General features: G+C 39.9%; 30 protein-coding genes and 1 pseudogene. 5 read left to right on the forward strand and 26 right to left on the reverse strand.

What is annotated here, in order from left to right:
- Positions 1–4: 4 nt before the first annotated feature.
- Positions 5–1,195, reverse strand: coding sequence for an ArsR family transcriptional regulator (locus MKX35_RS20455; RefSeq protein ID WP_076298956.1), 1,191 nt, complete (start codon positions 1,193–1,195; stop codon positions 5–7).
- A gap of 173 nt (positions 1,196–1,368) precedes the next feature.
- On the reverse strand, positions 1,369–1,881 hold the full coding sequence (gene msrA, locus MKX35_RS20460) for a peptide-methionine (S)-S-oxide reductase MsrA (protein WP_076298955.1): 513 nt from the start codon (positions 1,879–1,881) through the stop codon (positions 1,369–1,371).
- A gap of 163 nt (positions 1,882–2,044) precedes the next feature.
- On the opposite strand from msrA, the gene MKX35_RS20465 reads away from it, so the two are divergent.
- Positions 2,045–2,953: an aldo/keto reductase gene (locus MKX35_RS20465; RefSeq protein ID WP_076298954.1), complete on the forward strand. Its 909-nt coding sequence runs from the start codon at positions 2,045–2,047 to the stop codon at positions 2,951–2,953.
- 55 nt (positions 2,954–3,008) lie between these two features.
- On the opposite strand, the gene MKX35_RS20470 is transcribed toward MKX35_RS20465, so the two are convergent.
- From MKX35_RS20470 to MKX35_RS20585, 24 genes and pseudogenes are all read right to left on the reverse strand, one after another.
- Entirely contained in the window at positions 3,009–3,815 is an 807-nt protein-coding gene (locus MKX35_RS20470) for a class I SAM-dependent methyltransferase (protein WP_076299063.1), read from the reverse strand.
- Between the two features lie 56 nt (positions 3,816–3,871).
- Positions 3,872–4,501 carry a class I SAM-dependent methyltransferase gene (locus MKX35_RS20475; RefSeq protein ID WP_076298953.1) on the reverse strand — a complete coding sequence of 210 codons (630 nt, stop codon included), beginning with the start codon at positions 4,499–4,501 and terminating at the stop codon, positions 3,872–3,874.
- A gap of 74 nt (positions 4,502–4,575) precedes the next feature.
- Positions 4,576–4,974 carry an RrF2 family transcriptional regulator gene (locus MKX35_RS20480; RefSeq protein ID WP_076298952.1) on the reverse strand — a complete coding sequence of 133 codons (399 nt, stop codon included), beginning with the start codon at positions 4,972–4,974 and terminating at the stop codon, positions 4,576–4,578.
- A 109-nt stretch (positions 4,975–5,083) separates the two neighbouring features.
- Positions 5,084–5,488, reverse strand: coding sequence for a hypothetical protein (locus MKX35_RS20485; RefSeq protein ID WP_076298951.1), 405 nt, complete (start codon positions 5,486–5,488; stop codon positions 5,084–5,086).
- 67 nt (positions 5,489–5,555) lie between these two features.
- Positions 5,556–6,329 (reverse strand): DUF817 domain-containing protein, encoded by a 774-nt coding sequence (locus tag MKX35_RS20490; RefSeq protein ID WP_256716259.1) that lies wholly within the window; start codon positions 6,327–6,329, stop codon positions 5,556–5,558.
- Positions 6,330–6,395: 66 nt separating this feature from the next.
- On the reverse strand, positions 6,396–6,611 hold the full coding sequence (locus MKX35_RS20495) for a helix-turn-helix domain-containing protein (protein ID WP_042187934.1): 216 nt from the start codon (positions 6,609–6,611) through the stop codon (positions 6,396–6,398).
- A gap of 10 nt (positions 6,612–6,621) precedes the next feature.
- A pseudogene (locus tag MKX35_RS20500) lies at positions 6,622–7,095 on the reverse strand (DUF2975 domain-containing protein).
- A 204-nt stretch (positions 7,096–7,299) separates the two neighbouring features.
- The gene (locus MKX35_RS20505; protein WP_042127458.1) at positions 7,300–7,515 is read right to left on the reverse strand and encodes a helix-turn-helix domain-containing protein; all 216 of its coding nucleotides are present in this window, start codon (positions 7,513–7,515) and stop codon (positions 7,300–7,302) included.
- Positions 7,516–7,525: 10 nt separating this feature from the next.
- The gene (locus MKX35_RS20510) at positions 7,526–8,008 is read right to left on the reverse strand and encodes a DUF2975 domain-containing protein (RefSeq protein ID WP_076298949.1); all 483 of its coding nucleotides are present in this window, start codon (positions 8,006–8,008) and stop codon (positions 7,526–7,528) included.
- A 220-nt stretch (positions 8,009–8,228) separates the two neighbouring features.
- Positions 8,229–9,428: a hypothetical protein gene (locus MKX35_RS20515; RefSeq protein ID WP_076285823.1), complete on the reverse strand. Its 1,200-nt coding sequence runs from the start codon at positions 9,426–9,428 to the stop codon at positions 8,229–8,231.
- Between the two features lie 24 nt (positions 9,429–9,452).
- Positions 9,453–10,298: a hypothetical protein gene (locus MKX35_RS20520; RefSeq protein WP_076285824.1), complete on the reverse strand. Its 846-nt coding sequence runs from the start codon at positions 10,296–10,298 to the stop codon at positions 9,453–9,455.
- A complete protein-coding gene (locus MKX35_RS20525) occupies positions 10,295–10,981 on the reverse strand; it encodes an ATP-binding cassette domain-containing protein (protein WP_076285825.1) in 687 nt (228 codons plus the stop codon). The genes MKX35_RS20520 and MKX35_RS20525 overlap by 4 nt, the downstream gene beginning before the upstream one ends.
- Positions 10,978–11,388, reverse strand: coding sequence for a GntR family transcriptional regulator (locus MKX35_RS20530; RefSeq protein WP_042187923.1), 411 nt, complete (start codon positions 11,386–11,388; stop codon positions 10,978–10,980). Before MKX35_RS20530 ends, MKX35_RS20525 begins: the two co-directional genes overlap by 4 nt.
- 281 nt (positions 11,389–11,669) lie before the next feature.
- Positions 11,670–12,221: a CDP-diacylglycerol--glycerol-3-phosphate 3-phosphatidyltransferase gene (gene pgsA / locus MKX35_RS20535; RefSeq protein ID WP_076298948.1), complete on the reverse strand. Its 552-nt coding sequence runs from the start codon at positions 12,219–12,221 to the stop codon at positions 11,670–11,672.
- Complete coding sequence (locus tag MKX35_RS20540) at positions 12,221–12,871, reverse strand: uridine kinase family protein (RefSeq protein ID WP_076298947.1); 651 nt, start codon at positions 12,869–12,871, stop codon at positions 12,221–12,223. The genes pgsA and MKX35_RS20540 overlap by 1 nt, the downstream gene beginning before the upstream one ends.
- 44 nt (positions 12,872–12,915) lie before the next feature.
- The gene (locus MKX35_RS20545; RefSeq protein WP_076285828.1) at positions 12,916–13,152 is read right to left on the reverse strand and encodes a DUF3977 family protein; all 237 of its coding nucleotides are present in this window, start codon (positions 13,150–13,152) and stop codon (positions 12,916–12,918) included.
- Positions 13,153–13,307: 155 nt separating this feature from the next.
- Positions 13,308–13,964 (reverse strand): CatB-related O-acetyltransferase, encoded by a 657-nt coding sequence (locus MKX35_RS20550; protein WP_076298946.1) that lies wholly within the window; start codon positions 13,962–13,964, stop codon positions 13,308–13,310.
- A gap of 174 nt (positions 13,965–14,138) precedes the next feature.
- Positions 14,139–14,606 (reverse strand): DUF2691 family protein, encoded by a 468-nt coding sequence (locus MKX35_RS20555; protein ID WP_076298945.1) that lies wholly within the window; start codon positions 14,604–14,606, stop codon positions 14,139–14,141.
- 119 nt (positions 14,607–14,725) lie between these two features.
- Positions 14,726–16,222, reverse strand: coding sequence for a malate:quinone oxidoreductase (locus tag MKX35_RS20560; protein WP_042187913.1), 1,497 nt, complete (start codon positions 16,220–16,222; stop codon positions 14,726–14,728).
- 246 nt (positions 16,223–16,468) lie between these two features.
- Entirely contained in the window at positions 16,469–16,729 is a 261-nt protein-coding gene (locus tag MKX35_RS20565) for a hypothetical protein (RefSeq protein WP_076285831.1), read from the reverse strand.
- A gap of 207 nt (positions 16,730–16,936) precedes the next feature.
- Positions 16,937–17,938 carry a Gfo/Idh/MocA family protein gene (locus MKX35_RS20570; protein WP_076285832.1) on the reverse strand — a complete coding sequence of 334 codons (1,002 nt, stop codon included), beginning with the start codon at positions 17,936–17,938 and terminating at the stop codon, positions 16,937–16,939.
- 30 nt (positions 17,939–17,968) lie between these two features.
- Positions 17,969–19,057, reverse strand: coding sequence for a Gfo/Idh/MocA family protein (locus MKX35_RS20575; RefSeq protein WP_076285833.1), 1,089 nt, complete (start codon positions 19,055–19,057; stop codon positions 17,969–17,971).
- Positions 19,058–19,087: 30 nt separating this feature from the next.
- A complete protein-coding gene (locus MKX35_RS20580) occupies positions 19,088–19,849 on the reverse strand; it encodes a sugar phosphate isomerase/epimerase family protein (protein WP_076285834.1) in 762 nt (253 codons plus the stop codon).
- A gap of 24 nt (positions 19,850–19,873) precedes the next feature.
- Positions 19,874–21,037 carry a Gfo/Idh/MocA family protein gene (locus tag MKX35_RS20585; protein ID WP_076285835.1) on the reverse strand — a complete coding sequence of 388 codons (1,164 nt, stop codon included), beginning with the start codon at positions 21,035–21,037 and terminating at the stop codon, positions 19,874–19,876.
- Between the two features lie 155 nt (positions 21,038–21,192).
- Between MKX35_RS20585 and MKX35_RS20590 the strand changes: the two genes are divergently transcribed.
- The 4 genes from MKX35_RS20590 to MKX35_RS20605 all read left to right on the forward strand — a co-directional run bounded on the left by MKX35_RS20590 (position 21,193) and on the right by MKX35_RS20605 (position 24,940).
- Entirely contained in the window at positions 21,193–22,029 is an 837-nt protein-coding gene (locus MKX35_RS20590; RefSeq protein ID WP_305953478.1) for a helix-turn-helix domain-containing protein, read from the forward strand.
- 78 nt (positions 22,030–22,107) lie between these two features.
- Positions 22,108–22,539 (forward strand): GNAT family N-acetyltransferase, encoded by a 432-nt coding sequence (locus MKX35_RS20595; RefSeq protein ID WP_076298943.1) that lies wholly within the window; start codon positions 22,108–22,110, stop codon positions 22,537–22,539.
- Positions 22,540–22,570: 31 nt separating this feature from the next.
- Complete coding sequence (locus tag MKX35_RS20600; protein WP_076298942.1) at positions 22,571–23,461, forward strand: LysR family transcriptional regulator; 891 nt, start codon at positions 22,571–22,573, stop codon at positions 23,459–23,461.
- Between the two features lie 318 nt (positions 23,462–23,779).
- Positions 23,780–24,940 carry an asparaginase gene (locus MKX35_RS20605; protein WP_076286350.1) on the forward strand — a complete coding sequence of 387 codons (1,161 nt, stop codon included), beginning with the start codon at positions 23,780–23,782 and terminating at the stop codon, positions 24,938–24,940.
- The last annotated feature ends 13 nt before the right edge of the window (positions 24,941–24,953 follow it).

Genomic DNA, 24,953 nt, shown 5'->3' on the forward strand with positions numbered 1-24,953 from the left:
TAGCCTAGTGACCGGAATGTGGATTGCCTCCTGCAGCCGGTGAGATTTCCAGCATATCATCGATTTCGCCTTGGGCACTTTCTTTTATTGCGTTGATGTCCCCAGTTAACCAAGCATGATTATAGGGGCCTTCTGCTGGTGAATCTTGAAATTTAGGTTGAAGGGTCATCATATATTCCATCACGGAATCTGGCAACCCGTCTTTTTCCGTAAAGATAAGCGGTGCATGTTTCCCTAAATGCGAAAAAGGTGCAGCGGCGATCGCCAGCATCGTTGAATCGGTAGTCAACAAAGACAAGTTATGTCCAGGTGTCGTTATGCCCCAGCCGAAACCGTTGCTGGCGTCCTTAAAAGTAGCAAAAGCAATGGCATTCTCATAAATGTCTTTTCCAGCTATACGGGTTACTGTGCCGAATTCCTGTAATTGCTTTTCTACTGCTGTAGATACAACTTTTTCAGGTCCTAAGATATAAATCGTAGCCGAACCTCCACGCTCTTTCAAAGCATTAACCGTAGGGTCTGGAATTTCATCTTTTGTTACATAGAGAAGCGGCTCTGGCATATGGGCGATCCAATTCACTGCAGGCAGTGTGTACTCAGGACTATCCATAGAACCTACAATGACTGCCTTTGGAAGTTCACCGGAAGCTTTTGCATAATAAGTATCAATGGCTTGTGCTATAGCTGCCGGCTCGTCCCCTTCAATTCGGTCTACTTTCAGATCCAGTGTCTTTAATTGTTCTTCGACATTGGAAGCCATGGGTCCGACGAGCACTACTTGTACACCATTATTACCTTCTGCGCCTAAAGGATTCAATCGCTTAAGCTCTGCTAACGTTGCCTCAGGGACACCCTCTTTAGTTGTAAAAAGAATAGGGCCATTATTCGGATGATGGATCAAATCCGCACTAACCGCGGCAATCTGCCAATTGCTTACATCCGTTAATACTACACTTGAAGGTCTGTTGTTCTTCGTCTGTGCAGTCCATAGGGTTTGTGAAACGATAACTGCTGCCTCAATAGGGTCAGAAGTGTTTATACGAGTTGTGTTTTTTGTTGCGATCCATGGTTGATCCACTGACGAAATAGAAGCTTGCTTATCTGATCCAGATGGGGCATTTTTGCCCGATTGACAGCCAGCTAACACTGCACTCAGTAGCAAGGTTACAGCAACTACGGGTATGATTTTTTTCATCCTAAACCCTCCATTTTAAATTTCTCGCTTGATTTAGAGTAGTTTAGTCTATAAATGTGTAGAAAGTATGTAGAATTTAAAATATATAAAATTTGTATATGATGCAAAAAGAGCATCTGTAAGCCATGAACGACTTAGGATGCTCTTTTACTTTAGAAATTCCGTTTCTGCAATTACCAGTGTTTAGCGATAAAGGTATCCCGTCCGGATTGCTCACGATCCTCTTTATAATGCTTGGGATTCTTGTGATGATAGTCCTGATGATATTCTTCCGCTCGATAAAAGGTTGGCGATGGAAGGATTTCCGTCACAACGGGTCCTGAGAATCTGCCACTCACAGCAACCTGCTCCTTCGAGGCAAGGGCTGCTAAACGTTGTTCTTCGTTATAGTAAAAGATGGCTGTCCGGTATTGTGTTCCTCTATCCTGAAATTGTCCACCATCATCCGTGGGATCAATCTGAGGCCAATATAATTCAAGCAGCTTCTCGTATGAAAAAAGCGATGGATCAAACGTAATTTGTACCACCTCGTAATGTCCTGTTGTTCCTGTTTTGACTTCTTCGTAAGTTGGGTTCTCAGTTAATCCTCCAGCATATCCCGATACAATCCCTTGGATACCTGGTAACTCCTCGAACGGTGTAACCATGCACCAAAAGCAACCACCTGCAAACATTGCTTGTTCCATATGTTCAAGTCTCTCCCTATCCATCATCATCTAGTAAATAACATATGCTATGACGATAATGCTTCTAGGTTATAATGTCAAAGGAAATCATTCATTTACATTCGAATTCGATGCTTTAAGGCGTTATAATATAACAAACAACGGAATTAGAAAGGAACAACCTATGAATAAAAATCGTTTGGGTCAGTCCGATTTATATGTAAGTGAAGTAGGACTCGGATGCATGTCCTTAGGTACGGATGAGGCTAAAGCCATTTCCATCGTCCATGAAGCGCTCGATCAAGGCATTAACTTTTTAGATACAGCCGATCTGTATGATGAGGGTCGTAATGAAGAGATCATTGGTAAGGCGATTCGCCACCGCCGCGGTGAGGTGATATTGAGTACAAAAGTGGGTAACCGCAGAATTCCAGGTCAAGAAGGCTGGAGCTGGGATCCATCAAAATCCTATATTAAATCCGCAGTCAAAGACAGCCTAAGACGCCTCCAAACGGATTATATCGATCTGTATCAGCTGCATGGCGGAACAATCGATGATCCGATAGATGAAACTATTGAAGCCTTTGAAGAACTTAAGCAAGAGGGGCTAATCCGATATTATGGGATCTCTTCTATTCGACCTAATGTCATTAGAGAATATGTGAAAAAATCAAACATAATCAGTGTAATGAGCCAATACAGTATTTTAGATCGACGTCCTGAGGAAGACATTCTCCCTCTGCTGGCCGAGCATGGGATCAGTCTAATTGCCCGGGGTCCTTTGGCGGGTGGCATCCTTTCGGAGAATGGCCGCAGCAAGGCAGAGAAGAAGTACTTAGATTACAGTAGTGAGGAGCTTCTGAAGTTGCATGATCAGCTTATCCAGGAAACGAGCCACTCTCGCCCCTTAGCACAAATGGCACTTCATTATCCGTTAGGAGATCCGTCTGTGGCAGTTATTATCCCTGGAGCGAGTAACATGGAGCAATTGAAGAACAATGTAGCGGCTGCTAAGGCAGACTCATTGTCTGCGGAAGAAATCAAAGTGATTCAGAGATTGAGCAAAGCGAATCGTTACACACTACATTTGTAAAGTAGTCTGTCATTTATAAAATTAAGAGCGCCAGTTAAGAAACTGGCGCTCTTTTTTATTTTCTTTTACCGATGTATAACAAATGTGATGAGATGCCCAAGATTGAGGGATCATTTGCTTTAGATATGAGAAAGTTAATCAAGCTCTCTTCCCCCTCTTGGTGAGTCCAATACTGTTGCTGCTCTGCAGATAACATGGCTGCAATACTTGATGAACCAATTAAATCTATCGACTCAAATCCATTCCTTTCCATGAAAGGCTGAATCTCATCAATGTTAAAATAATAAGCACCTGTAAATCGGCCCTTGTCACTATGATTAAAGATTCCGCTCTCATAGAATTCATTGATAGTGTTCATATTATCGTTCGGTTTCCATTGCTGCGGGGATTGTAACGAATTAATGGTCATTCTCATTCGACTTTGAAAAGCCACGAATACTAAGCCATCTTGCTTGGTCACGCGATGCAACTCTTTTACTGCTAAAATTCGTTCCTCTTCCTTCTGCAAATGATACAAAGGACCGAGCATCAATGAAACATCATAATTCTCATTAGGTATACCTTCTAAATAAATAGCATTTAAGTTATGAAACCCGTCAAATTGCTCAGTTAATTCTAGTTCAGCTGCCTTTTCCGTTGCAACTTCAACTAATTTAGGTGTGATATCTGAAAGGGTTACTGCATATCCGAGCTTAGCCAGTTCCATCGCGTATTTACCGGGTCCTGCGCCATTATCCAGCACCTTCCCAGCTGATGGCATATATTTCTTGATATAATGGAGATTAATAATGAACTCTAAGGGTTCTCTATCCAGCCTGCCCCACTCATCAAAGCTAGAGTAATAATCAATAATATTGCTCATCAACATAACACCTGCCTTCTTTTGTAATATATTATCTTCGATATGTCGAAATCTTTCTATAGTTCTTTCTTACATTTTACCATTAAAAAGTTTATCGACGGTTTATTAATCATGTCCTTGTGCGGCTCGTCAATTTCAGAGAACTCAACTAGTCCATAGGTTTCAAACTCTTGTGTAATGGATTCAGCATCATAAAAAAATATTTTTACGCCATAATCTGTCTCGTAGTAATTTTTATCCAATAGAGTACCTTTTCCAAACATAGGAGCTTTTTTCGAAACTGTTGTAAAAATCATATAACCACCTGGCTTTAACTGGTTGTAGCAATCCTTAATGAACTTTTCTCTTTCACTTTTATTCAACAAATGAATAAGACCATGGCAAAATATTCCCTCATAGAGGTTATTATCATAAGGCATGTCATTCACTGAACCATGAAAAATGCTAATATCAATTCCATTTTGCCTCGCCAAATCAATTGCTGTTTGAGAAATCTCAATACCCGTTACATTTATCCCACTCTCTATAAAAACCTTTGCATTTCTGCCATATCCAATCCCTGGTACCAATATGTCTTTAACATTCCTCTCAAGGAAAAAGTCCTTAGTGGCGATCGCAGAGTCTGTAGGTTCAAATCCCCACATCGTTTGTTTTTCTAAAAAGCTTGATTCCCAGAATTCCGTCATATTTCATTCTCCTTTATATTAAAGTTATTACGGACTTATATTATCTTTAATTATATTCAAAAAAGAACGGATCTTTACTCCGTCTTCATTGTTTTCGCCAAATCTGCAATTTTCTTGTTCTCCAAGTACTGCTCCATCTGTCTTTCAGCGTCAATAACAACCTGTTGAATCAGGCACTCGCTACCGTGATCCAAGCTACATTCGAACAAAGATGCAGTCCCTTCGATCGCATGGATAATATCCAGAAAAGAGATCTCTTCGGACTTCCGTCTGAGACGATACCCACCGTTTGCTCCGGGTGCAGATTGAATCAATCCAGCCTTGACTAGCTTGGTCATCATTTTGGACAGATAGGTTTGCGAAACACCCAGCTTCTCAGCAAGTAATTGAACGCCTACAGTCTTATCGGACGCCGCCGTCACCAGATAAAGCATTGCATGAAGCGCATAGTCTGTTGCTTGGGAATATTTCATTCAGCACCTCCATTAACGACTTTGAAAATCCATAATAACTCTAATCGTTAAAAAAGACAAGCATGTGCAATCAGCTGCTTTCTTCTATCCTCTGGAAAGAAATTCAGATCTATATAATTTCCCTTACAACTGGTTCCAATGTTGAAATAATATCAACGACATGGTCAATACAACAGATCCCATAGTGCTTATATGGTTTTGGAAAATCCTTTGATGCAAATATTCCATTAGAAATAAAATCAAGATACCTTGATTTCTTATAAACCCTAAATGTTCTTCCGTCAAATTCCTCGTAATCATCCCAAGAGGTAAAGAATTCATTTCTAATCGAATATGCAATATAGGAGTGAAAATCAACTTGTATTATGGGAGAGCTTTTCTCACCATCCATAAGAGGCTCAGCTATATCACTAGCTTTGCTTTTACAAAAAGATAACCTTAGTTGATTTACCTCTGGCTCTATTAGACCAAAGAAAAACACATCCTGCAATTCTTTTAAATCTGTGTATTCCATCTCATCTCCCCCTCATCACTAATTTGTTCTTACTCCATGTACTACTATTTCCTTTGAAGACAATACTCTACTCTTTTGCGTTACGGTTAGCTTTAACATGTTTAAGCTGAGCAACTATAATGACACTAATAATGACCAGAAGGAACCATGAACTGATCTTACTGACACTAACCACATGCCATACCTGATTCTGATCAGGATATTTCCAAGCATTAAAGAATGTAGCGATATTCTCAGCTAACCAGATAAAAAAACCAACTAAGAAAAAAGCCAGTGTCAAGGGCATCCGATAAGTAGTGTTTCGTACCCGATAAATGATCCAAGTTTTCCAAAAAACAATGAGTACAAGCCCCTTTAGCCACCAGCGAAAATCAGGAATGAAGTGATGCGTGAAAAAGTTCAGATAGATAGCTGCTCCGAGCAATCCAGCAGCAGCAAGTCCCGGCCAGCCCGTCATATCCATTTTCAGTCTACGCCAAATTTGACACATATAGCTCGCGACGCTCGCGTACATAAACCCGCTATACAGTGGCACTCCAAACACCTTGGTTAGCCCGGGTTCAGGGTATGACCATGACCCCATTCTTATCTTATAAATTTCCAGCAGCAAACCAATAATGTGAAATACACAGATGACTTTAATTTCATCTAGCGTCTCTAATCCAGTACGGTACATAAGGTATTGAACGGTAAGCAATATAATAAGAATGGCATCATATCGGTAAATGTAAGGCAGATCTATTACGTTAGAGAGAGCTAAAGTCCCAAAGATCGCAATAGGAAATATGCAACTCATCGCCTGATGATAGCCAAAATGCAGAAACTGCGTTGTTGATTTCAATGATGATCTCTCCTTTCCAGGCAATGCTGTTCTTTTCAATCTGCGGAGTCGATTACTCATTACGATTTAAGCATCCTCGTCCATTAGGTATTCTAAAATATCTCCAGGCTGACATTCTAAAGCTTTACAAATCGCATCAAATGTTGATAGTCGAATCGCTTTTGCTTTTCCATTTTTCAATATAGAAAGATTGGCCATTGTTATTCCAACCCTTTCTGTAAGCTCTGTAACGCTCATTTTTCTTTTAGCTAACATCACGTCAATATTCACTATAATCGCCATTATTTTCACCTCAGACTGTTAAGTCATTTTCTGATTTTATTTCTATGGCATTTTTCAAGAGCTTTTGAAGAACAGCAGCAAAGACCGCAATCACAATTGGAGCACAAGTCATGACAAGTCCAAGTACGATTAGACCTGGTGCATCGGCTTCCTGTGCCATTTCGTAAATAAGTGGCATACCTGCCGCATATAAGATACTGATGATGATTGCACAGTAAATTATATTTTTTAAAGCCTTAATGGATAGTTCTGAGAACGCTTTGTTCTTGTCAATTTAGCTTAGAAGTCTTAACGCCTGATATAAAGCTACGAAATAGGCTATCACTGTTACATACACCCCTATAAGAACGGGATAAACCAAATACACCGGATAATCTCCAGCTGCCTTGTTAGGTATCGTAGGTAACCAAAAAATACACAAAGCAAGAACCGGAAGTCCAATAAGAATTACAACTATCTTTAAAAAGAGTGTTTCTCGTTTCATAAACTGCACCTCACAAAGTTAATAATCTGGATTCAATTTATCACATAATTTATCGTTATTCAATATATTTTGATTGTATTACAATTATTTTTTATCATTAATATATCCCCTTATTATTTTTCACCTCCAATTATTGCACATCAAAAAGGCCCCCTTCTCATAAAGATTGAGAAAAGAGCCCTGCCTCTACTATTCATTTATTTCTTAAGTCTCCTCGTCACTTTTGTATTCTAAAATATCGCCAGGCTGACAATCTAAAGCTTTGCAGATCGCCTCTAATGTTGATAATCGAACCGCTTTCGCCTTTCCATTTTTCAATATAGACAGGTTAGCCATTGTTATTCCAACCCGCTCCGAAAGCTCGGTCACGCTCATTTTTCTTTTAGCCAGCATCACGTCAATATTAATAATAATCGCCATTGTTTTCTCCTCAGACCGTTAAGTCATTTTCTGATTTTATATCAATAGCTTCCTTCAAAAGCTTTTGGAGCACCGCAGCAAACACTGCAATCACCATGGAAGCAAAAATCACAACCACCCCAATGACAATGAACCCTGGGGCATCATCTCTCTCCGCGACGAGATAGAAAAGTGGCAATCCCACTACATAAATTCCACTGATTGCAATTGCACAGTTCCTGATATTTTTTAATACCTTTACAGATAATTCTGAGAAAGCGTTGTTGTTGTCAATATACCCTAACAATTTGATCGCTTGATACAATGCAAAGTAAAAAGGTATCGCCGATGCATACAAATCAATGTACAAGAGATATTTAATATAGGTTTGATCAGGGTATAATTCTGCTGCATAATTCGAAATCGCAGGCACAAAAATTATACACAAGGCAAGAACTGGAAGTCCAATAAGAACAACAGCTATCCTTAAAAAAAGCGTTGATCCAAGTTTCATAAAACACACCTCACAAAGTTATTTTCAAAATTGAATCTAACATATAGTTTATCGTTTTACAATATATTTTAATCGAAAAATAGTGTTTAATGACTGTTTTATATTTCACGACTAAAAAGGCCGAGCTAATCGACTATTAAAAGTCATTAGCCCGGCCTTTGTCACCTTTTTATATCTCTTTATGTCTCTTTATATCTAATTTTCTATTCTAAAAATAATTCTAGAACTGACCGAGATCGATAAAATTCAAATCCATGTTAGCTTCATCTTCAGCCCGCTTGGCGGTTTCTGTTGATATTACTTTTCCTTCGTACTCAAGGTTACCGCTTGTCAAATTGAATACATATAGACGATTACCTTTGAAATTCTTATACCCCATAATATAGAGATGGTCTTGTTTAAAAGCATAGGTAATGTTTTCACTTAAATCTATATTTGTATTCTTCAGAGTAGTCTCATATTCTTTACTCACGAGATCGTAAGAAATAACAGTGAATCCTATATTTTCCTTACTCGATACAGCTTTTTGCAGGAAATAAATTTTCTGTCCATAGGCATTCATAATATTATTCAATAACATTTCATGCCCTTGGAACGTGAGCGGCGAGATTTGCGCTGTCTTGACATCCACTTGATATGCCTTTCTATGATTATCTCTACTAATCCTTAAAATCCATTGCTCAGTGTGCTCCAGATTTTGATTGGCTAGCCATGCATGTTGAGTATCCCCGTCTGCCGCTACAGATTTACCGCCTGGTAACGCGAGCGGCTCATTCTTAATCTCTTTTGTGGTTAGATTGACACGGAGGATCTGCGGTTCAGATACATAACCTTTGGCACTGTGATTCATAAACACCATAGCAACAAGCTGCTGATCAATAAGCTGTACATTTTGTACATACATATCTGAAATATCATGATCTACATTGATATCGGATGTGATTTCAAGCGTATTGTTCTTCTGCTTGTTGAGTACAGAAATACTAAGCTTTGCATTTCTCTTCGCTGATGAATCATTTGATCGCTTCGTATCTACTGTCGCCTTAACATAAGCAAGCATTTCCTCATTCTCATAGAAACCAGATGTGTTTGTCTTACCGCGCATGAACTGACGATGCTCTTCAATCCACTGATCCAATTGCGTTTTCATTGGTCTTCGATTTAAACTTTGGCTAATCGCAGACTTTTCATCTGGATAATCTGTACCATTTGTCGTGATATAAGCTCGTTTGATGCCAAAAGTACTATCCTTAATCATGTAGTTTCCGTATACAGCTATACCTTCAACGAGGGAAGCATCCCCTTGAACCGTCGTCAGCTTATAATTAGGTGGTGTCTCTTGTGAAGCTTGTACATAATACGTCCCGATTGTAACAACCGCGAACACTACAAGGACGGCGGTAACCATATATTTTCTCATCCCTTAACCTCCATACCCCTTCAATTATACCGATATTTTCTTACGCAATAGATACAAGCTGTACCAAAGCGAACCTCCAACAATGATCACTATTAATCCGAGACAAGCGCCTATGATTTCACCTGGATAGAAGTAGCTATCGTAACTGCTATAACCCATAAGAAATGGTATTGAGGCTAGTCCAGCCAGAACCGCTAAATATAGTACGATAAAGCCAATCCCTTTCAGTCTGTAGCTCCGCTCGATTAGAATCACTGTGAACAAGACGATCAAGCCAATAATGCCCAGTCCATAGTATAGTACAAACTCAGAAAAGTAGGGCGGAACCAGAACTTTAAGCACAGTAGGATACTTCAAAAAATCAAATACCGAGATGTTCCGATATAATTCAGCAGGAAGAATCGACTGTGCTATCAAACGCTCCAGTGGAACAAGGATAATTTGCAGGGCGACAAGTCCAAATGCGAATAGCAAGATCGTAACCAGCTTGGCAAAATACAAATTCGCCCGATTGGATGGCAACGTGAGCAGGCGATATACTACCGTATTTTTACCTCTCCAGTCACGGTACCAGATGAAGCAGCTATATATTAGCAACACTGTGATGCTCAAAAATATGGGTCCGAAATATAGAAGTCCATTATAGCGAGCATACATCATACTGTTTAGCTGAATATATCCAGTCACATTGTGATATTGCTCAAGGGTCCATTGATTCACTCTCATTGCCTCATTCGCAGAATCCAGCCAATGATTAGCACCGAGGGTGACTGCTACAAGTTGCAAGGCGACTGTCAGCACCAGGAGTCCAAAATATATTTTGGCAAATCGGTTCATTTCAAAATTCAATAGCTTCACAAAAGCTCTCATTTCATGTACACCTCTCTCATTACGTCCGTAATGGACTTACCTTCCTGCTCGCGAACTTCTTCACAGTAGAATTCACGTTCTACCTTCCCATGCTGTAGCAAGACCACTTTATCAATTAAATGCTCAATATCGTTAATTTCATGAGTTGTAATAATCACACCACGATCCTCGATCAATTCACTCGTGAACACATCAGTAATTTGCTCGCGGCTGAACATATCAATCCCCGAGAACGGTTCGTCCATTAGGATGTAATCACAATCCAAGGCAAGTCCGAGCAACAAATTTAACTTCGCAGCCATCCCCTTCGACAATGAAGACACGCGATCTTTAGAGCTCAGTTGAAAGAACTTAAGCAATTCCTCTGCACGTTCAGCGTTCCAATTCCGATAAAAGTCAGCCATAAAGCTGAAGCAATCAGCAATTCGCATATTGGAGGGCATCGTTAACGAATCTGGAATAAAAGTCATTTTCTCATACATCGAAGGTATTAGTGATGCATTATCGATTAAGACTTCACCTTTGTACGGTGTCAGTCCCATGATGGACTTCAGCACCGTTGACTTTCCGGCACCATTGATTCCGATCAGGCAGGTGATCTCTCCCTTGGCAGCAGTGAAGCTAACGCCATTTAGTACCTTCTTGAATCCGTAATTCTTCACCATCTGATTCACTTGGATCATCTTGTGTCACCACCCTCTGGAGATCGCTCTGATGTATATTTTGTCTTTATGATGTCTACCAGTTCTTCAACTGGAATTTGAATATTCCGAATGGAACCGATGAATATATCCACTGCACTTTCGATTAATTCAGCACGAATCGAGCTTAGTATTTGCTGATCCTGTGTAATTCGACTTGGGGAATTTCCTTCTGTTACGATCAAACCCTGTTCCTCCATTTCCTTATATGCCTTCTGTGCCGTGTTCGCATTAATCTTCATTACTGATGCCAGTTCACGACGTGAAGGAATCTTGTCTCCTGCTCCGATTTGCCCTGTAGCAATCTGTTCTTTAAAGTAACGGACAACTTGAATATATACCGGTTCTCGAATATTAAAGCTGACACCTGATTTTTGTTCTTCTGTCATACAACCAACTCCATATACTAAGTGTGTGTACTAAGTGGTTCATACATCTTATTTATGTACTATACGTGTAATACACTTTTGTGTCAATAGTTCGGATTTGAGCTTAGACTTGGCATACACATGCAAGGGTTATGGGTTTATTTGCAGTAAATCTCATAAATATATTGACGTTATTAAGTAAAAAGCACGAGGATATACATAAAATAAAGGCGAATTCTTACTCGAAATGGAGTGAGAATTCGCCTTTATTTATTTGTTATTCAGCAACCTTTTTATCGAGCTCATGCTTCTAATTTTAAAAAACGATAGTTATTTCTTATGTAGTTAAATCCTGAATAGATAGTTATGACTAGTGAAATATAGATTAGGATTTGATCGATAGGTATATTCGTAAAAAGGGTGAATGGATGGTTTGTGAACATAACTGCAGTAATTGCTACAACTTGCGATACCATTTTAACTTTTCCGTATCGATCAGCTTGCAACACTATTTTTTGAGAGACTGCGACAAGTCTAATCCCTGTAATGATCACTTCCCTCGCTACAATAACTAAAGCAACCCATGCGTATAACATCTGCTGACTTACCAGTAGAATCAACGCAGCAGAAATGAGCAACTTATCCGCTAATGGATCAAGTAGCTTTCCAAGGTTCGTAACCTGATTATACTTCCTAGCAATATAACCATCTAGTTTATCTGTTGCTGAAGCGAGTAAAAAAACAATAGCTGCATAATAAATCCCCTCTGGCCAATCAGGATATTTTGTGAAAAGCACTATAAAGATGGGGATTAATAATATTCTGGCGATTGTTACTTTATTTGCAAGATTCATCATAATTCCCTCCTAAATTCATTTTCAAGATTATAACCTTCATTGGAATTTTTTATAATGATATCAAAGTTTCGATGAAAAGGATGCATAAATAACTCATATTGAATTCTACGGTCTTCATGAGATTTTCTTAAATATTTGATGTCTGTTCCTCTTTCAGAGACATCACGTATACTCCTTCTCATCAATTCAGTATCTCCATCCGTATATAAGTACACCTTCAGATCAAACAAATTCGGGTCTGCAAAAGCAACGCTCATGCCCTCTACAATATTCACTCTGTTTTGTGAAGCTATCATTGCACTCTTTAAATAATTGGTGTCTATTGTATAAAAATCTAAACCATCTCGCATCATTCGGATGTCTCTCTCTAGAGCAGATATATTATGAGCAGAAGGATGACAAGCTGTCATTTTATTACGATGACGTTCATTGTTATAATCATAATCGATTACAGTGTACTTTCTAAGATGAGAGCCGATAATATAGGGATCAGTATTCATATAATTCACTTTCTCATGACCCAGAAGCTTTAAAAGATTATGGGCAAATGTTGTCTTTCCAGATGCACCATGACCCGAAATCCCAATAGTAACTCTTTTTTCCTCACTGCTTATCAAATTGGCTATTTCATTTAATATTTTATCCATAGTTAGTTTCCTCCATCTTGTCGTTATATGTATGCTCCTCCATTCTAGAGACTTGTTATACCAAAAATAATCTTAAACGCGTTATAACTTTTCTTACTTTTTTTAAAACCTTGCTTTAAGTCTAGGATTACTACAGTTTTACCAATCCAAATCCTGATATATAGAGAATGGAACCTTACCGGTTTCACAATTCCTTTTTCTTCAAATTCACTTCCATCCTCTAACTCCGTTTCGGTTCTAATAAACCATGTATTGCCTAGACCAAATTCAATATATTTCATATATCTAGCACACTTTCCTCCCAAGAGATTAGATGAGCCCAATCATATTATCATACTAATTAGGATTAATCTGGTAAATAACAATTATTGTTAAACTACCTTAACTGATAAAAGAACAGGCTGCCGAATATTTGCGGCAGCCTGTTGTGATTGTGTTATGATTTTATTTCTCTTAGATAAAACTCATATAATTGATCAATCGATGAACTTGAAAAGATAGACGTAGCTTGTTCAATTTTCTCACGTTTCCAATCAAACCAACGCATTTCCTTTAACTTTTCGATTTCACGATCTGTAAATCGTTTTCTAATCTCTTTAGCAGGATTGCCACCTACTATTGTATATGGTGGAACGTCTTTTACAACAACCGAGCTTGCCGCAACAATAGCACCTTCACCTATTTTCACACCTGGCATAATCATTGCATTCATCCCAATCCAAGCATCACTTTCTATGATCGTATCACCTTTAGGTTCGTAAGAGGTTTCAATCTGGTCCACAAAAGGATACACGGTAATCCATTCAGGATGATGATTGTGATTTCCACCCATTAAAATAATTACACCACTTGCAATACAAACATAATTTCCTATAATCAATTTATCTAAATGCCACCCAAAATCTTCGATCGGGTTAAATAACTTTCTTGACGTTTCGTCTCCCCAAAGATATCTGACGCACCCGTCTTCAAAATGATGACTATCGTAATAACCAGAGTAGTACGAGTAATCCCCTACCTCAATCATTGGGTTGGTGACAATATCCTTTAAATACTTCGTTTCTGACCAGTGGTTAAACAACTGTTGTTTCATTCTTTTCCCTCGCTTCTAAGTAATTTATAGCATTTATACTTAGAAGCTTGATACAGTAGCGACATTCTTAAACCGTTTCAAACGACGAACCATCGTCCTCATCCTTTTCCTAATTGATGGGGTCATTGTAACAAATGAATGATTTGTTCGTCAAATCAACCTTACGGTTTCCTTCTACCATACTGATAATCTTGTTCTGAAGTCATTCTCATTCGTAATGTACTGAACATCATCATATCCATTTGAAATTGCGTTATGACACAGTGCTTCAAGCATCCCCTGGTCTTTACAATAAACCGTAGCATATTCACAATCGACGACTAAAAGTACAAGCTGGCAATCACTATTTAAGAACTCCTCATAGGTCTGAACATCTATTACGTCCTTCTCTTGTGGAAAAGCCTTGAAGTTCGCAAAGATGATATAGTATTCGTTATTCTCCAAAAGTTCTTTCAGAACGCTGCCGTCCATTCCATAAATTTCTTCATGGAACATGACCTCTCCTAATGTATCGTTTTGAATAAAATAAGACTCCTCGCCACCTATATACCAATTGAATGTTTCGGTATTAAATGGCTTTAACAGCTCTCCAAGTATTTTCCCGTATTCATTAGGAATTTTAAAAATGATGCCTCGTTTCATATTCATCCCCCCTTCTTTCTTTTCGAATTCCCTAAACAAAAAACCTATGAATGAAATCCATAGGCTTTCTTGAAGGGAATATCTGTAAATTATCATACTTTCGAGCGATTGATCATTGCTTAACTATGCACTCGCTCTTTTCCACCTAGACCCAATGTAGTCGCCGTTAATGTGTGCACTTCATGCAAAAGCTCTGGATTTTCCAGTAGTGACAGGCCATAAGAAGGAATCATTTCTTTAATTTTCGGTTCCCACTCTTTTATATGCTGAGGGAAACATTTATTAAGTACTTCAAGCATCACGTGAACAGCCGTAGAAGCACCTGGGGAAGCCCCAAGCAATGCTGCAATCGAACCATCTGCGGCGCTAATTACCTCTGTACCGAATTGTAGGATACCTTTGCCGTCCTCTGTATCTTTGATTACCTGTACGCGTTGGCCTGCTACGACTAAATCCCAATCCTCTATTTTGGCATTCGGGATAAACTCTCGTAATTCTTCCATGCGTTTTTCTTTCGATAACAACACTTGCTCGATCAGGTATTTGGTCAAAGACATGTTCTTTGCACCTGCCGACAGCATCGTTAGGAGATTATCCGGTTTTACGGAAGTGATCAAATCAAACATTGATCCGGTTTTTAAAAATTTTGGTGAGAAGCCAGCAAACGGTCCAAATAACAAAGATTTTTTGTTGTCAATAAATCTAGTGTCCAGATGCGGAACAGACATTGGAGGCGCTCCAACCTTAGCTTTACCGTATACTTTTGCATGATGCTGGGCTATAACTTCTGGTTTATTACACACCATAAATATTCCACTTACCGGGAATCCACCAATATGTTTCCCTTCAGGAATACCGGATTTTTGCAGGATATGCAAGCTTCCTCCCCCGCCACCAACAAAGACAAATTTTGCAGTATGGTGTTCAATAGTACCGCTGTCGTTCTTCACTCTCAAATCCCACGACCCATCGCTAGTACGTTTGATTCCATCCACACTATGTTTATAATGGAGATCTACATTCTTACTCTTTAAGTGATCAAATAACATACGCGTTAAAGCACCAAAGTTAACATCTGTGCCTGAGTCGATTTTTGTTGCTGCTATAGGTTCATTCGATGGACGATTTTGTATAATAAGCGGTATCCATTCCATTAATTTGCTAGAGTCATCGGAAAATTCCATTCCTTGGAACAAAGGATTTTTTGACAGCGCTTCAAATCTTCTCTTCAAAAAAGCTACATTCTTCTCCCCTAGTACCAAACTCATATGGGGCAAGGGCATGATAAAGTCCTGAGGATTATGTATCAACTTACGATTTACCAAATAAGACCAAAATTGCATTGAAAGTTGAAACTGTTCATTAATTTGGATGGCTTTACTTATATCTACAGTTCCGTCGGATTTTTCGACAGTGTAGTTAAGCTCGCAGAGCGCCGCATGTCCAGTTCCTGCATTATTCCATTCATTAGAGCTTTCCTCACCTGCATTTTCGAGCTTTTCAAACACTTTAATCTTCCAATCCGGCACTAATTCTTTTAAAAGTGTTCCTAAAGTCGCACTCATGATTCCAGCACCAATTAAAATGACGTCTGTTTCAGTTGCACTTTTGCCCATTATTACCATCCTTATCCCCTGAATTTTGCAGAAAGGATGTGGGCGCTCCTTCTTAGGCGTCACACCTTTTCTGTCTCAATTATACCCTTATCCGAGTGTATTACAATTATTTATAAATTTAATATCTACTATTATATGAAAAAAATAAATTATTTAAAAGCTTGCAAAAAAGAGAGAAATAAGTCCTCCAGGTTAAGGAACTTATGCTACAGCCATAAACCCGCTTCTTGCAAGGATTAATAACAGTTAAGCATTATAAATAAAATAAATGAACATACCGCCCGCAGCAGCAAGATCAACAATTGCCCATAAGAAGCTTTTTCGAATTAGCATGAGTAAAGCAGCAATTACACTAACAAAACAAGCAATGAGCATAATAAAAAAGGTGGTGAATAATCCACCAGAAAGAAACATCAGTACGTATAATATGACAAAGATAAAAACAATGGTCTGCACAATGGAAATTAGCTTGGTGTTCGTTCTAATGTTCAGTAGTATTTTCTCCATATTGTATGCACCCTCCAGATATCTTGCTGTTAATAACCTATACTTACTTTAGATTATTCCACTAAGGAGAATTAATCAAATCCATCTTCCTCTGCAAGTCGTAGTCTTCTTAGTGTTTAACCAAATGCGGGAAGTCACTAAACACGAAAAAGCTGCCTCATTCGTAGATAAATCTACATATGGAACAGCCTTCGCTATATTTATGACTTATTTGTTCCTCTGCGATGAGCTATAAATACGCTTCACCAGTTCCAGCGCCTTTATCCCCTCAGGACCATCTAGCCAAAACTTTGATCCACTGAAAATATGGTCATAGAAGTCCTCAATTAGTCTCTTATGCCCAGTCCCCCAATACGATTTGCCTTCCGCAGGACTGAAAATAGGCTCACAAACCAAGGTTTCCTTCCCATCTTTCCAAAGATATAAGTGCTCTCGACGGAGGTTAAGCGTCCCCTCTTCAAAAACTAGCTCCAACTCCACCGGAGAGTTCTCAAGATAGGTATTCGTGCCATAAAACAGCCCGCGAACATTATTGGCAAAGTCGATACAAGCATGGGCAGTATCTTCTACTTCAATGACGCCATCAAGCACATCCGTGGTAATACTGCCTTTCACGGATTTAATCTCCCCCCCATACCACTGTAGTAAATCCAAGCTATGAATGGTCTGATTAATTAGAACACCTCCGCCTTCCGTGGACCACCTTCCTCTCCAATTGCTATCTTTGTAGTAACTTTCGTTTCGATGCCAGGTTACGACACCTTTCATACAAAGCAGTTTCCCTAAATCACCAGAATCTATAGTCTTCTTAATATAAACGGAAGCATCATTATAACGATTCTGGAACACCACACCAAGCTGGCCGGAGCTCACTTGCGCTGCTTTCAGCATGCGCATGGCTGAAGGAAGGTCCACGGCGATTGGCTTTTCAGTTAACACGTGCTTCCCCGCACGTAATAGCTCTTCAGCCATTTCTGCATGAAGATGATGAGGTGTACAGAGATGAACAACATCAATACGATTATCATTTAATATTTCTCTATAATCATCAGTGGCATCGCAGGCATATTCTATTCCCGCTCGTGTAGCTTTATCAGCATCAATATCTGCAACTAGAAGTAGATTTACATCTTTTATTGCTGATATTGCTTTAGCATGGAGAGGAAATATCGCCCCGCAGCCAATAATCGCTACTCCAAGTTTGTTCATCTTTACCACCTCCATTCATTATTCCATTCGCTATTTTAGTTGATTAGGAGTTAGATTCATCGCTTGGGCTTGAGCCTTCAAACATAGTTCAGCAGCTTTGAAGACATGTGCTTGAGTCATGGACAGCTCCGTCCGGTTCAGACAATCGAGGATAAGTTCACCAAAGAACGGAAATCCAACCTTTCCAGCTACATGTTCGTAATGCTCCCCTTCCCCGTTCACCCAGTACACATGATCCGGTGTATTTGAACGCCCGATATCGCTGTATTTGCGCAGTTCAATGTACCCTTCAGTTCCCATGATCATTGTACGTCCATCTCCCCAGGTTCCGAGTCCGTCTGGCGTAAACCAGTCTACACGGAAGTATTGGGTTGCCCCATTGTCCCCAACAAGCGTCGCATCACCGAAGTCCTCCAATTCAGGGTAAGACGAATGATTATAATTAGCTACCTTACTGTGAACAACTGAAGCATCCTGACAATCTGTATAATACAAAAATTGTTCAATTTGGTGGCTGCCAATATCGCATAGAATTCCGCCATATTTCTCCCGCTCGAAAAACCATTCTGGACGGCTAGATGCATTTAAACGATGCGGCCCTAATCCAATGACTTGAAGAACACGACCAATAGCCCCCTGACGGATCAACTGTCCCGCATAGATTGCGCTTTCAACATGAAGACGCTCACTATAGTAAACCATATACTTCTGATTGGTTGCTGCGACCATAGCTCTAGCATCATCCAGTTGTTCAAGTGTTGTAAAGGGGGTTTTATCCGTAAAATAATCCTTCCCGTGAGCCATAACCTTATTTCCTAAGGGGCCTCGTTCTGAAGGAATAGCTGCCGCTGCAACTAAGCGAACCTCTGGATCTTCCATTATTTCATCCATAGACTCAGCAGCCCTAACTCCAGGATATTTGGCTATGAATGCTCTAACTTTCTCTTCATCCGGATCATATACCCATTTCAGCTCTGCACCAGCCTCAACCAGCCCATTACACATCCCGTAAATATGACCGTGATCGAGTGCAATAGCTGCGATGATGAATTCACCTGGCTTCACTACAGGTTTAGCTTCATATGTGGGTGCATAGGTCATCCCATCTATTCTATTCATCAGAATCCTCCTAATGGTTTCTTATCGATTCTATAATAAGCTAATGAGATAGCGCAGACTCATCTCTAAGCTCTCAAAAGGATCACGTCTACAAACATCCTGCTCCACTACGTACCATTCAACACCCGTCTCACGACAAGTAGTAATGATCTCCGCATAGTTCATGTTTCCTTCGCCTATTTCAGCAAAAACCTGTTTCCTATCAACTATCGCCATATCCTTTAAATGCACAACCTGCATTCTGCCTTCAACTTTACGTATCCATTCTTCCGGACTCGCGCCACCTGCCTGCACCCAATATAAATCAAGTATGAAACCAACTGATGGATCAGTCTCATTGAGCAGTACTTCCATTCCAGTAGTACCTTCAAAGCGTTCAAATTCAAAATCATGATTATGATAAACAAATTGCAAACCGTGTTGTTCTTTTAATGTTATTGCAATTTCAGATATCAATTTCGCAAAGTACCGGTAGCTTTCAAGTCCCGTACGAAATTCTTCTGGTAAACTTCCAAGTCCAATATATTTGCAATTCCACAGCTTATGCTCTGCGGCAAGCGCATCCAGATCATTCACTAACCGATTCCAGGACACATGGGTCGCACATATAGCCAGCCCCGCTTCATCTGCATATTCTTTAACGAGCATCGGATTAATCGGTCCAATGGATGAAATCTGAATGCTCTCATAACCCATTGCCGATACCTTTTGAAAAGTTGATCTTAAATCCTCCGCAGTTTGAGTATAATCACGTAACGTGTACATTTGAGCCGCAATCATCGAACGTTTCATAGGATTCAACCTCTCTCTTTCGATTTAATGAGTTCCTTTAACATTCAATGTTTTAGATTCTGAGGTTTCCTTTTGGAAAGTCGAGTTTTTTACTTTTTCCATCAGCTTATCGTAGAATAAATCCGAATCCATCGGAAGCTCCACCCAATTGTCCGTCCAAGCCGATAAATACATGGCATTTGAAAGGGTTAGCCCCTTAATCCCTTCCTCCCCAGGAGCAAGTAATGCCTCATCATGCAAAATGGCATTCGTAAAGTTCCGTAGAATTCCTTTATGCTGCTCCCCTCCGCCATCTTGTACAGGTATCTCACATTTCCAACATTCTGGACTACCGAAACCTCCCGTGAACTCTGCGTTGAACTGCGGCTCCGGTGTACGTAAACGCCAAAAGGTTAGCTTCCCGTCTTCCACTACGATTTTTCCATTATCGCCATTGATTTCAAAACGATTAGTTCCCGGTGCCTCTCCAGTTGTAGTAATAAACAGACCTGTAGCGCCATTCTCGTATTCCACATAAGCGGTTACATCATCTTCAACCTCAATGTTGCGATATTTTCCAAAGTGGCAAAATGCTCTTATCCGCTTCGGCATCATGCCTGTCGTCCATTGCCATAAATCTAGCTGATGAGGATCTTGATTAAGCAATACCCCGCCACCTTCACCCGCCCATGTCGCCCGCCAGCCACCAGAATTATAGTAGTTCTGCGATCTATACCAGTCGGTGATAATCCAATTCGTCCGGCGGATCTCACCTAACTCACCAGACTGAATAAGATCTCTCAGCTTCTGATACAAAGGATTTGTACGCTGATTGTACATGATTCCAAATTTGCGGTCAGACTGTGCTGCAGCATCGTTCATCTGTTGAACAGCTTTCGTATAAACACCTGCCGGCTTCTCCACTAGTACATGATAACCATGCTGAAAAGCTTCGATTGCAAGTGTAGGGTGATCATAATGCGGAGTACAGATTAATACCGCATCCATGATACGTGACTCGAATAATTCCTTCGGCGTAGAATACTTCCTAACATTCTCAGGTAACTGCTCTTCAGCCCATTTCAAACGTTCTTCTCTTATATCACATACGGCTGTAAGCTCAGCCCCCTTAATCTCACTCAGCAGACTTTGCGCATGTGCGGTTCCCATATTTCCAATACCAATAATCCCATAACGAACTGTACCCATCTCTGATCACTTCCTTATTAATGGTTATGGTTAGAGGATATACTTTATTTAAGGACATGAACATGATCGAAATTAAGAACTATTTGTATTTAAGTAAGATGTTTTAGTTAAATGAAACCGTTATAATGAGGATACAAAAGCTTTAAAGGAGTTAAATGATGAACAATTCAGGGAACTTATCAGGACGTCTCCTGCAGAATCTCAAGGTTACTGTGACCCATGCCCAACTTAGTAATAGATATCCCGGATGGAACCGCACGCTGGAAACCCCCGCTTTTAATCGGCTATATTTTATTGATGGGGGTGAGGGGAAAGTAATTATAAACGGGATTACCTACTATCCGAAGCCAGGTCAGCTAATGATCATGCCTGCGGGGAGCACACAAACTACCGAAACTTCTATTGATGATCCCTATATCCGTTATTACTGCCACTTTGATGCTGACATTGGAGAATGGCCCTTATTCCATGCGGAGAAAAAATTATACATCTGTGATTCGCCAAATCCAGATTCAATAAGGGCAATTTTCGTGGAGATGATCGAACAATTTCAAAAAGACGATGTCTTATCTATCCTTCGCACACAGGCTTGTTTGCTTAATCTCATTGCCACTTGTCTTGAATCGAGCGACAGTAGTCATACAGATTTTATGACGCAATTCATACACACCGGAGACCATGGTAAGCTGGCTCATGTGCTCCATTACATCGATAATTGTCTAAATAAGCCCATAGAGATTGATGAACTAGCAGAGCTTGTCCACCTGCACCCGAACTATTTTATACCTTATTTCAAAAGATTCATGGGGGTGACTCCAATGGCCTATGTTCAATTGAAACGTATGGAGCACGCTAAAAGACAGCTTTCTTACACAGATTACAGCATTTCAGATATTGCGGAACAAGTCGGCATGGAATTGGCTCATTTCTCTAAATATTTCAAAAAGACGATGGGTCTATCCCCATCCACTTATCGAAATAGTACGAAGTAATTCACATAGAGATGTTCCTCTGAATGAGATGAACTATAATAAAAAACAGCATGAAACAACATTTTTCTAAGGTGGCGGATGATCATACATATTAGGACAGCTACATTTAAAGACACACAAGATATTGCAAAACTATCCAGTGAGCTCGGATATCCTTTAAATATCGAACAGCTAGCAGATAGACTTCAAGATATCAGAAATCGTAAAGATCATGCTATTTATGTAGCAGAGTCGGATAGCCAATTAATCGGATGGATTCACGCCAATGTGCGAATGTTAATTGAATCTCCGCCCTTTGTTGAAATTTGTGGTCTGGTGGTCGATGGGCAGTATCGCGGAGACGGGATCGGCAGACAACTTGTTGAAACCTGTGAACGCTGGGCAGCACAAATTGGAGTGAACAAATTAAGAGTGCGCACCAACCAAACTAGAGAAGATGCGGTATGTTTCTATACACGTATTGGATTTTCGCAGAAGAAAGCTCAGTTCGTGCTTGATAAGGAACTTTAAATACATTCGAGACTTTTAGTGAGGGAATTCTATGATTGTGGATACATTACGGGTTTTCGTTACAGTTGCTGAGCAAAGTCATTTCTCTAAAGCAGGAGAATTACTGAATCTATCTCAACCCGGTGTCAGTCTACATATCCGGAATCTTGAGAATGAACTAGGCGCAAAGCTTCTACACCGATCTCCGAAACAAGTAAAATTAACCGAAGCAGGTACAATACTTTATAACCACGCCAAACAAATATTGGCCCACTTCGAAGAAGCTCATCAGGAAATACAAATGCTACAGGATGAGGTTACTGGCAGTATACATATTGGTGCGAGCTTTACGATTGGAGAGTATATATTACCCTCAAGACTTGCGGAATTTGCAAATCAATACCCACAAGTCAAGCTACAGGTGACGATCGGTAATACTGAAGAAATTATTGGTGGGGTAAGAGCCAATGAATTGGATATTGGGTTTATCGAAGGAGAAGCCCATGAGAATGATCTGATCGTTACACCTTACATGAAGGACGAGATGATTATCGTTTCCCCGGCCAACCACCCTTTGTCAAAAATAGTCTCTGTGGAGCAAGGGATGCTACAAAATCAGGTTTGGGTTCTGCGAGAGCTTGGCTCTGGAACGCGTGCTTTCAGTGATCATTTCATTCAAGCAGAAGAGATTTCTGTCAAAAGATCCTATGTCTTCAACAGTAGTCAAGGAGTTAAGGAAGCCGTTGCCGCAGGTCTGGGAATCGCGATGCTCTCCAGATGGATTGTGCGCAAAGAATTAGCAAGTGGTGAAATCTGTGAGCTTCCCATCCGACATCATCATCTTGAAAGACAATTCTCCATCATTCGCCATAAAGAAAGCTCCTCCTCCATGGCTACCCATGTCTTTATTCAAAAACTACTTGTCTCTAGAAAAGATAAGTAGTCAGGTAAATCCAATAACTATGCCGGTCAATCTCCTAAAGATTGTCCGGCATTTTGTTATTTATTCATCTCTATTATTATGTAATAAAATATAACATTAATATTATATTTCACTTTAATAATAATATAATAAAATTCATAGTATACACAAGAAATCAATAGATATGCTTTATTAATAGTGTATTTAAGCGTTTTATTAATATGTTAGCAAACTTGTCATTATAATACATTCATAGATATAATCCAATCATGAATCACGTTTATGTAATATAAAATAACATAAACGTGAGAATACATAATCAAATGGGAGGTTACATCTATGAATGGATTACAATCAATGCTCGCCAAAACTACTGTTGCCGCAGGACTCTCTTTCACTCTACTCTTCTCTGCTACAACAATGCTTCCCGTTTCTACCACTTACGCCGCTGAGGTTACCCAAACGATTGAAGGAACGGTTAAGCTTCCAAAGGTCCAAGTCATAGCAACCGGTGGTACTATTGCCGGTAAATCTGTGGATGAGACCAGCTTCCAGAACTATAAAGCCGGGACTTTGTTAATGGAAGATATGGTTAAAGCACTGCCTAACCTTAAAAAGTTCGCCGATGTAACTAGCTATCAATTTGGGAATGCAGGCTCTGGCTCGTATACCATGCAACAACTATATGATCTCTCCTTAAAAGTAGATAAAGCACTAGAAACCCAAGATGGCATCGTTGTTACTACAGGTACGGATACGATGGAGGAAATTGCATATTTCCTTGATCTTACAGTGCGTAGCTCCAAACCTGTCGTAGTAACTGGCTCTATGCGTCCATGGACAGTTATCGGAAGTGACGCTCAGGCCAATCTATTTAACGCTATTAAACTAGCAGCTAGCGGAAAGACGAAATATTACGGTACTGTGCTCATGCTAAATGACGAGATTCATACGGCTAGAGAGGTTACCAAGACGAATGCCTATCGTACAGACACTTTTGAATCTCCACAACTAGGAATCCTCGGATATATCGATGAGAATAATATAAGAATTTATCGAGCGAATTCCAGAGCACTATTGACCGCTGACAAATGGGCAACGCCATTCGATCTAACAAAGATTAAGAGCAGTGATATGCCTAAGGTAGAAATTGCTTATGCTTATCAAGATGCCGGTTCTGGGGCAATTACAGGTTTTGTTCAAGATGGAGCAAAAGGTATTGTAACTTCAGGCACAGGGGCTGGCGGCGTATCTAAAGCTATGGGAGAAGCTCGTACGAAAGCTATTAAGGAAAACGGAGTTATCTTCGTGTCTACCACGCGTACGGGTTCCGGTTCCAACTATGCTTCAAGTGATGGCATAATTGCCGGAGATAATCTGAACGCAGCTCATGCCCGAATTCTATTAGAGCTGGCACTGTCATTCAGCAGTGATTTCAACACGATTAAAGGCTGGTTTGACACATATGGCTCAGGCCAAGTCACCATAGCTGACAAATAAGAACAAACTATTG

This window comes from Paenibacillus sp. FSL R5-0923, from assembly GCF_038009145.1.
Classification (GTDB): Bacteria; Bacillota; Bacilli; order Paenibacillales; family Paenibacillaceae; genus Paenibacillus_AQ.

Bases quoted from the DNA above. Each gene is read 5' to 3' on its own strand.
- MKX35_RS20485 (WP_076298951.1), bottom strand. From the start codon at position 5,488: ATGGAATACACAGATTTAAAAGAATTGCAGGATGTGTTTTTCTTTGGT.
- MKX35_RS20545 (WP_076285828.1), bottom strand. From the start codon at position 13,152: ATGAAATATATTGAATTTGGTCTAGGCAATACATGGTTTATTAGAACC.
- MKX35_RS20560 (WP_042187913.1), bottom strand. From the start codon at position 16,222: ATGGGCAAAAGTGCAACTGAAACAGACGTCATTTTAATTGGTGCTGGA.
- MKX35_RS20600 (WP_076298942.1), top strand. From the start codon at position 22,571: ATGATTGTGGATACATTACGGGTTTTCGTTACAGTTGCTGAGCAAAGT.
- MKX35_RS20515 (WP_076285823.1), bottom strand. From the start codon at position 9,428: ATGAGAAAATATATGGTTACCGCCGTCCTTGTAGTGTTCGCGGTTGTT.
- MKX35_RS20590 (WP_305953478.1), top strand. From the start codon at position 21,193: ATGATGAACAATTCAGGGAACTTATCAGGACGTCTCCTGCAGAATCTC.
- MKX35_RS20555 (WP_076298945.1), bottom strand. From the start codon at position 14,606: ATGAAACGAGGCATCATTTTTAAAATTCCTAATGAATACGGGAAAATA.
- MKX35_RS20470 (WP_076299063.1), bottom strand. From the start codon at position 3,815: ATGAGCAATATTATTGATTATTACTCTAGCTTTGATGAGTGGGGCAGG.
- MKX35_RS20520 (WP_076285824.1), bottom strand. From the start codon at position 10,298: ATGAGAGCTTTTGTGAAGCTATTGAATTTTGAAATGAACCGATTTGCC.
- MKX35_RS20480 (WP_076298952.1), bottom strand. From the start codon at position 4,974: ATGAAATATTCCCAAGCAACAGACTATGCGCTTCATGCAATGCTTTAT.
- MKX35_RS20495 (WP_042187934.1), bottom strand. From the start codon at position 6,611: ATGGCGATTATAGTGAATATTGACGTGATGTTAGCTAAAAGAAAAATG.
- MKX35_RS20505 (WP_042127458.1), bottom strand. From the start codon at position 7,515: ATGGCGATTATTATTAATATTGACGTGATGCTGGCTAAAAGAAAAATG.
- pgsA (WP_076298948.1), bottom strand. From the start codon at position 12,221: ATGAATCTTGCAAATAAAGTAACAATCGCCAGAATATTATTAATCCCC.
- MKX35_RS20595 (WP_076298943.1), top strand. From the start codon at position 22,108: ATGATCATACATATTAGGACAGCTACATTTAAAGACACACAAGATATT.
- MKX35_RS20530 (WP_042187923.1), bottom strand. From the start codon at position 11,388: ATGACAGAAGAACAAAAATCAGGTGTCAGCTTTAATATTCGAGAACCG.
- MKX35_RS20455 (WP_076298956.1), bottom strand. From the start codon at position 1,195: ATGAAAAAAATCATACCCGTAGTTGCTGTAACCTTGCTACTGAGTGCA.
- MKX35_RS20585 (WP_076285835.1), bottom strand. From the start codon at position 21,037: ATGGGTACAGTTCGTTATGGGATTATTGGTATTGGAAATATGGGAACC.
- MKX35_RS20580 (WP_076285834.1), bottom strand. From the start codon at position 19,849: ATGAAACGTTCGATGATTGCGGCTCAAATGTACACGTTACGTGATTAT.
- MKX35_RS20525 (WP_076285825.1), bottom strand. From the start codon at position 10,981: ATGATCCAAGTGAATCAGATGGTGAAGAATTACGGATTCAAGAAGGTA.
- MKX35_RS20550 (WP_076298946.1), bottom strand. From the start codon at position 13,964: ATGAAACAACAGTTGTTTAACCACTGGTCAGAAACGAAGTATTTAAAG.
- MKX35_RS20570 (WP_076285832.1), bottom strand. From the start codon at position 17,938: ATGAACAAACTTGGAGTAGCGATTATTGGCTGCGGGGCGATATTTCCT.
- MKX35_RS20565 (WP_076285831.1), bottom strand. From the start codon at position 16,729: ATGGAGAAAATACTACTGAACATTAGAACGAACACCAAGCTAATTTCC.
- MKX35_RS20510 (WP_076298949.1), bottom strand. From the start codon at position 8,008: ATGAAACTTGGATCAACGCTTTTTTTAAGGATAGCTGTTGTTCTTATT.
- MKX35_RS20465 (WP_076298954.1), top strand. From the start codon at position 2,045: ATGAATAAAAATCGTTTGGGTCAGTCCGATTTATATGTAAGTGAAGTA.
- MKX35_RS20475 (WP_076298953.1), bottom strand. From the start codon at position 4,501: ATGACGGAATTCTGGGAATCAAGCTTTTTAGAAAAACAAACGATGTGG.
- MKX35_RS20605 (WP_076286350.1), top strand. From the start codon at position 23,780: ATGAATGGATTACAATCAATGCTCGCCAAAACTACTGTTGCCGCAGGA.
- MKX35_RS20575 (WP_076285833.1), bottom strand. From the start codon at position 19,057: ATGAATAGAATAGATGGGATGACCTATGCACCCACATATGAAGCTAAA.
- MKX35_RS20540 (WP_076298947.1), bottom strand. From the start codon at position 12,871: ATGGATAAAATATTAAATGAAATAGCCAATTTGATAAGCAGTGAGGAA.
- msrA (WP_076298955.1), bottom strand. From the start codon at position 1,881: ATGGAACAAGCAATGTTTGCAGGTGGTTGCTTTTGGTGCATGGTTACA.